Here is a 7,056-nt window from a genome sequence, read left to right as displayed (position 1 = left end):
GTTTCGTTATCGCCCGGGCCCCGAGGCCCCCCCCGCCGGATTGGTCCCCCCACCCCCCCTCACATTTTCTGGGCCCGCCCGCCCCCCCACCCGGGGGGGGCGGCCCCTTCCGCATGCCCCCTCAAGGCACTCCCGATGCTCCCTCGGCGCCCCCTCGGGGCGCCTCCGCGCGCCCGGCGGATCGCGGCGGGCGCTTGCACTCTCCAGGGGCGAGTGCTAATCATTGGCGTTAGCACTCTGAAGGTGAGAGTGACAACGAAGGACCGGGTCGGTGAGGCCGCAAGCCGGGTGGGGCAAGGATCCACGAGGTGAGCGAGCCGTCCGTCGCGGGCGCGGGCGCGGTCCGAAGAATCACCCCCAGTCCTGGAGGGACCACTTCACATGGCCAAGATCATCGCGTTCGACGAGGAGGCGCGGCGCGGCCTTGAGCGCGGTATGAACCAGCTCGCCGACGCCGTCAAGGTCACCCTCGGCCCCAAGGGCCGCAACGTCGTCCTTGAGAAGAAGTGGGGCGCCCCCACGATCACCAACGATGGTGTCTCCATCGCCAAGGAGATCGAGCTCGAAGACCCGTACGAGAAGATCGGCGCCGAGCTGGTCAAGGAAGTAGCCAAGAAGACGGACGACGTCGCCGGTGACGGTACGACGACGGCCACCGTCCTGGCTCAGGCCCTGGTCAAGGAGGGCCTGCGGAACGTCGCCGCGGGCGCCAACCCGATGGCTCTCAAGCGTGGTATCGAGAAGGCCGTCGAGGCCGTCTCCGGCGCGCTGCTCGACCAGGCGAAGGAGGTCGAGACCAAGGAGCAGATCGCCTCCACGGCCTCCATCTCCGCCGCCGACACCCAGATCGGCGAGCTGATCGCCGAGGCGATGGACAAGGTCGGCAAGGAAGGCGTCATCACCGTCGAGGAGTCCCAGACCTTCGGGCTGGAGCTTGAGCTGACGGAGGGCATGCGCTTCGACAAGGGTTACATCTCCGCCTACTTCGCCACCGACATGGAGCGCATGGAGGCGTCGCTTGAGGACCCGTACATCCTCATCGCGAACTCCAAGATCTCCAACGTCAAGGACCTGCTCCCGCTCCTGGAGAAGGTCATGCAGTCGGGCAAGCCGCTGCTGATCATCGCCGAGGACGTCGAGGGCGAGGCCCTGTCGACCCTGGTCGTCAACAAGATCCGCGGCACCTTCAAGTCCGTCGCGGTCAAGGCCCCGGGCTTCGGCGACCGCCGCAAGGCGATGCTGAACGACATCGCGATCCTCACCGGCGGCGAGGTGATCTCCGAGGAGGTCGGCCTCAAGCTGGAGAACACGACCCTGGACCTCCTGGGCCGTGCCCGCAAGGTCGTCATCACCAAGGACGAGACCACCATCGTCGACGGCGCCGGGTCCTCGGACCAGGTCGCCGGCCGGGTCAACCAGATCCGCGCCGAGATCGAGAACAGCGACTCCGACTACGACCGCGAGAAGCTCCAGGAGCGCCTGGCGAAGCTCGCGGGCGGCGTGGCCGTCATCAAGGCCGGTGCCGCGACCGAGGTGGAGCTGAAGGAGCGCAAGCACCGCATCGAGGACGCCGTGCGCAACGCCAAGGCGGCCGTCGAGGAGGGCATCGTCGCCGGTGGTGGCGTGGCGCTGCTCCAGGCTTCCTCGGTCTTCGAGAAGCTGGAGCTGGAGGGTGACGAGGCGACGGGTGCCGCCGCCGTGAAGCTCGCCCTTGAGGCTCCGCTGAAGCAGATCTCCATCAACGCCGGCCTTGAGGGCGGCGTCGTGGTGGAGAAGGTCCGCAACCTCACCCCGGGTCACGGTCTGAACGCCGCGACCGGTGAGTACGTGGACATGATCGCCGAGGGGATCATCGACCCGGCGAAGGTGACGCGCTCGGCGCTCCAGAACGCCGCGTCGATCGCCGCGCTGTTCCTCACCACCGAGGCTGTCATCGCCGACAAGCCGGAGAAGGCCGCCGCGCCTGCCGGTGGCGGTATGCCGGGCGGTGACATGGACTTCTGATCGGGGTTGCTCGATCTGCGTCCTTATGGTTCGAGGGCGACACCCTCCGGGGGTTCCGGGGGTGTCGCCCTCGGGCGTTTTTTGGGGAGGGGGCGCGTCGTGGTGGGGGGCTTGGGTCGTGGGGGCGGCTGCGGGTTCGGTGGGGACTGGTCGCGCAGTTCCCCCCGCGCCCCTGAAAAGCCTCAGCCCCAGGCCCCTTTTTCAGGTGAAGAGCCTCGGCCGCCCGCCCTTTTCAGGTGAAGAGCCTCGGCCTCACGCCCTTCCTCAGGCGTTCCGGACTCCCCGGAGGGGGGATCTTTCTGTTCGTACGCCGCACGGGGGAGTGGGTGGGGCGCTAGCGTGCCGCCTATGCGGATTCTCCAACTGTCCGACACTCATATCGAGCGGACCGCCGGACCCGACCGGCACGGCGTCGACCCCACCGAATCGTTGCGGCTGATGCTGGGTGAGCTGCGGCATCAGCGTGATGTCGACGCGATCGTGGTCACCGGGGACATCGCGGACGACGGGGCGGTGGAGTCGTACGCGATCGCGCGGGAGTTGCTGGGGGAGTTCGCGGCCCGGATGCGGGTGCCGCTGTTCTTCACCACGGGCAACCATGACGACCGTGCGGCGTTCGGCAAGGTGCTCGGCAGTGGGCATCTGGCGGTCGACGGCTCGGACCTCGCCCGAACGGTGCTCTCCTCCGCCGAGGGGGAGCGGGCGGCGGTGAGCGTGGTGCGGGGGTACCGGTTCATCACGATGGACTCGCTGGTGCCCGGCGAGGTGTACGGCGGGCTGAGCGACGCCCAACTGGACTGGTTGCACGACCTGCTGCGCACCAGCGCCCAGCGGGGCACGATCCTCGCCTTCCATCACCCGCCGATCGCCATGGACGTGGACATACAGCGGACCTTCGGGCTGCGCAATCCGCGGGCGCTGGGCGAGGTGCTGCACGGCAGTGACGTACGGGCGGTGCTGACCGGGCACTTCCATCTCCAGCTCCTCGGGCTGCTCGCCTCCGTCCCGGTCTGGGTCTGCCCGGCCGTGGTCAACCGCGTCGACCTCACCGCCGACTGGAACACCGAGCGGATCGTGCGCGGTGCCTCCGCGTCCGTGATCGATGTGGGCGGGGCCGCGGGGCCGCTGTTCCACACCCTGCACGCCCGTGATCCGCGCGCCCACGAGACGCTGTCCGAGCGGGACGAGGACCAGGTGATGGACTTCATCGACGCGCGGGGCCGGATGCGCTGACCCTGACCAGTATTTCTTGAGTAACTCAATCAATTCACATATCGTTGCCTCGGTCAATCACTTTGTGCTGTTCGACGGAGGCCCCGCCATGCCCGATGCCCCTGTAACCGCCGCCGTGACCGGGGGAGCGGCGCCGCCGCGCAGTGGTGCCGTGGTGGCGGTGCTGGCCTTCAGCGGGATCGTCGTGTCGCTGTTGCAGACGCTGGTCATTCCGATCATCCCCGAGCTGCCGCGGCTGCTGGACGCGCCCGCGTCCGACACCGCCTGGGTGGTCACCGCCACGCTGCTCGCCGCCGCGGTGGCCACGCCGGTGATGGGGCGGCTCGGGGACATGTACGGCAAGCGGCGGATGCTGCTGGTGAGCCTCGCGACGCTGGTGGCCGGCGCGGTCATCGCCGCGCTCAGTGACACGCTGGCGCCGATGATCGTCGGACGGGCGCTCCAGGGCATCGCCGCCGGTGTCATCCCGCTCGGCCTCAGCATCATGCGCGACGAACTGCCGCCCGAGCGGCTCGGTTCCGCCACCGCCCTGATGAGTGCCTCCCTCGGCGTCGGCGGCGCCTTCGGACTGCCCGCCGCCGCCCTGATCGCCGACAACTTCGACTGGCATCTGCTCTTCTGGGCCTCCGCCGCGATGGGTGCGATCGCCCTGGGCCTGGTGCTGGCGCTGGTGCCGGAGTCGCCGGTACGCGGTGGCGGGCGGTTCGACCTGGTCGGTGGCATCGGGATGGCCATCGGGCTGAGCTGTCTGCTGCTCGGCATCTCCAAGGGCGCCGACTGGGGCTGGACCAGCTCCACCACGCTCGGGCTGTTCGTCGTCGCCGTCGTGGTGCTGGTGCTGTGGGGCCGGTGGGAGCTGCGGACCGCTGAACCGCTGGTCGATCTGCGCTCGACCGTCCGCCGTCAGGTGCTGGTGACCAACCTGGCCTCGGTCGCCGTCGGCTTCGCGATGTTCGCGATGTCGCTGGTCATCCCGCAGATCCTGCAAATGCCCACCGAGACCGGCTACGGCCTCGGGCAGTCGATGCTCGCCGCCGGTCTGGTGATGGCCCCCTCCGGGCTGGTGATGATGGCCAGCGCGCCCCTCTCGGCCGCCGTCTCCAAGGCCAGGGGGCCCAAGACCACGCTGATGATCGGCGTGCTGATCGTCGCCGTCGGCTACGGCATCAACCTCGCCCTCATGGACCAGGTCTGGCACTTCGTCCTGGTCTCCTGTGTCATCGGCGCCGGCATCGGGTTCGCGTTCGGCTCGATGCCCATGCTGATCATGGGGGCGGTACCGGCGTCGCAGTCGGCCGCCGCGAGCAGCCTCAACACGCTGATGCGGTCCATCGGCACGTCGCTCGCGAGCGCCGTCGCCGGGGTTGTCCTGGCCCAGATGACGATCACCTTCGGGCCGGTCGTGCTGCCCTCGCGGGACGCCTTCCGCACGGTCCTGATGGTGGGCGCGGGGGCGGCGCTGGTCGCGTTCCTCGTCGCCTCGTTCATTCCGCGGCAGCGGATCGCGGGCGAGGACGGGCCGACTCTCCGGGAGTCGTCCGGCAACGTGGATGCAGGCGGGGATGTAGGCGGGGATGTGGACGGGGACGTGGAGGGTGCGGTGAAGGTGGCCGGCGGCGGCAAGGGGTGATCGGGGGCTACAGGTTGCCCATCGGCTCGATGTCCGTGCGGACCGGCGTTCCCCACACCCGTAGCACCTCGTAGTCGGTGAACTCGTGGACCAGGCGGTAGGCCATCGCCGGGCGGGAGCCGCGGCGCTGGGCGGCGAGGTACAGCTCGGCCTCGTGGCGGTCGCGGCGCGGGGTGCCGCACAGCTGCCACTCCTGGCCGTTCCACAGCTCCGGCAGCCAGCGCTGCTGGGGCTGCGGCCGGTCGCCGCTCACCCCGTAGCGGGAGGGCGCGGCGGTGGCCGGGCCGCCCGGTCCCGCCGGGCCGTTGTACTCCGCCCGGCGGGCCGTGCGGCGCCGGGTCTCGCACAGCAGGCACAGGTCGGGGGCGCTCTCGTCGACCGGGCCGCCCGGATGCTCGGCGCACCGGGTGGTGGGCGCCGCCGTACCGACGCTGTCCTCCAGCAGATCGGCCGCGCGGCGCAGATCGGCGCGGATCTCGTGCAGCTTGGCGTCCGGGGTGGTCCCGCTCAGGGCGTCCCCGTGCTCGCCGAGGACCCGGAGGGCTCGGCCCACGGCGGTGAGTTGGGCGTGGTTCATGGCTCCAGTGTCGTACGGCGCGGGGTGGAGAGGTGTTCGGTGGGGTGGTGTGGGGTGGGGGCGGGTTCTGTTTCGTGTGCCGGGGGCGGAGGTGGACTCGGTTTCTTGCGCCGGGGGTGGAGGTGGGCTCAGATTCCTGTGTCGGGGGACGGTGGTGGGCTCAGGGGGGTGTGGCGGAGGCCGAAGGTGTACGTCGTGAGGAAGCCCGCCGCGTAGCCGGTGAGGAGGCCGCCCGCGTACACCGCCGCCGTCAGGCCCAGGCCCCGGTTGCCGGCCAGCAGGGGGAACAGGGCCCAGCCGGACGGGCCGATCGCCGTCGCGCCGACCCGTACGCCGAGCATCGCGAACACCCCGATGAAGGCCCCGCCCGCCGCCCCGCCCACGCACGCGGTCAGGAACGGGCGGCCCAGGGGGAGGGAGACGCCGTAGATGAGCGGTTCGCCGACGCCCAGCAGGCCCGCCGGGAGCGCGGACCTGATCGTCGTACGCAGTGCGGTGTGCTGCCGCAGCCGGACGTAGACGGCCGCCGCCGCGCCCACCTGGCCCGCGCCCGCCATCGCCAGGATCGGCAGCAGCACGGTGTAGCCCTGCTGTTCGATCAGGGTGGCGTGGATCGGGATCAGGGCCTGGTGCAGGCCCAGCATCACCAGCGGCAGGAACAGCCCGCCCAGGACCAGGCCCGCGAGGGCGCCGGTGGTGGTCAGCAGCCAGTCGGCGGCGGTGCCGATGGCGGCGGAGACGGCCCCGGCGGCGTACATCAGCCCGTACAGCGTGGCCAGGCCCGCCACCAGCACGGTGAGGGTGGGGGTGACCAGCACGTCCAGGGCGGCCGGGACCCGGCCCCGGCACCACTTCTCGACGTACGTCCCCAGCAACGCCGCCGCGAGTGCGCCGAGGACGCCGCCCTGGCCGGGGGAGAGGGCGACACCGAAGGCGGTCACCTGGGCGACGCCGGGATAGACGACGACGGCCGCGACCGCGCCGCCGAGGATCGGGGTGCCGCCGAACTCCTTCGCCGTGTTGTAGCCGACGAACACCGCGATCAGCGCCATGAACGCGGCGGCGATGGCGGCGAGCGCCGGGGTCACGCCGGGCAGCCAGCCGGCGTTGAGCAGCAGCCCGTTGACCCCGGCGAGGATGCCGCAGCCGATGAGGGCCGGGATGAGGGGGACGAAGATGTTGGCGACGCGGCGCAGGACGGTCTTGGCCGGGGTGGCGTTGCGTCGCCTTTGCTCGGCGCGCAGTTCCTCGCCCTTCGCGGCGAGTTCCCCGGCCGGGGGCGCTGACGGCTCCGCGTTCAGCAGTTCCTCGAACTCCCGGGTCACCCGCGCCACCGTGCCCGGTCCCAGCACGATCTGGTACGTGTCGTCGGCGACCGTCCCGAGCACGCCCGGTACGGCCCGCAGTGCCGCCTCGTCGACCAGCCCCGGGTCGGCGAGGCCGAGGCGCAGACGGGTCATGCAGTGGGCGACGGAGGTGACGTTCGCGGGGCCGCCGACCAGGGGGAGGAGGGCGGCGGCGATGGTGGTGGGGGCGGGGGTGTCGGTGGGAGTGGTGGGGCCGGGGGGTTCGGGGCTGGAGGGTTCGGTGCGCACGTCCCCGAGCGTGCGGG

The 7,056-nt window shown here is 71.1% G+C and carries 5 protein-coding genes; 3 read left to right on the top strand and 2 right to left on the bottom strand.

Annotated features, from left to right (window positions below; translation table 11 throughout):
- Window positions 1–381: 381 nt before the first annotated feature.
- From groL to ACFXAZ_RS07765, 3 genes are all read left to right on the top strand, one after another.
- Window positions 382–2,004: a chaperonin GroEL gene (gene groL / locus ACFXAZ_RS07775; protein WP_384586406.1), complete on the top strand. Its 1,623-nt coding sequence runs from the start codon at window positions 382–384 to the stop codon at window positions 2,002–2,004.
- A 348-nt stretch (window positions 2,005–2,352) separates the two neighbouring features.
- Window positions 2,353–3,237 carry a metallophosphoesterase gene (locus ACFXAZ_RS07770; RefSeq protein WP_384586404.1) on the top strand — a complete coding sequence of 295 codons (885 nt, stop codon included), beginning with the start codon at window positions 2,353–2,355 and terminating at the stop codon, window positions 3,235–3,237.
- Window positions 3,238–3,325: 88 nt separating this feature from the next.
- Complete coding sequence (locus ACFXAZ_RS07765; RefSeq protein ID WP_384586402.1) at window positions 3,326–4,867, top strand: MFS transporter; 1,542 nt, start codon at window positions 3,326–3,328, stop codon at window positions 4,865–4,867.
- A gap of 7 nt (window positions 4,868–4,874) precedes the next feature.
- Here the strand turns inward: ACFXAZ_RS07765 and ACFXAZ_RS07760 are convergent, their stop codons facing one another.
- The gene (locus ACFXAZ_RS07760) at window positions 4,875–5,444 is read right to left on the bottom strand and encodes a hypothetical protein (RefSeq protein WP_384586400.1); all 570 of its coding nucleotides are present in this window, start codon (window positions 5,442–5,444) and stop codon (window positions 4,875–4,877) included.
- A 128-nt stretch (window positions 5,445–5,572) separates the two neighbouring features.
- Window positions 5,573–7,039 (bottom strand): PTS transporter subunit EIIC, encoded by a 1,467-nt coding sequence (locus ACFXAZ_RS07755; RefSeq protein WP_384586398.1) that lies wholly within the window; start codon window positions 7,037–7,039, stop codon window positions 5,573–5,575.
- Between the last annotated feature and the right edge of the window lie 17 nt (window positions 7,040–7,056).

Source organism: Streptomyces sp. NPDC059477 (assembly GCF_042749375.1).
GTDB lineage: Bacteria > Actinomycetota > Actinomycetes > Streptomycetales > Streptomycetaceae > Streptomyces.
Note: the sequence above shows the minus strand (reverse complement) of the source record. Positions and strands in the feature narration are given on the sequence as shown.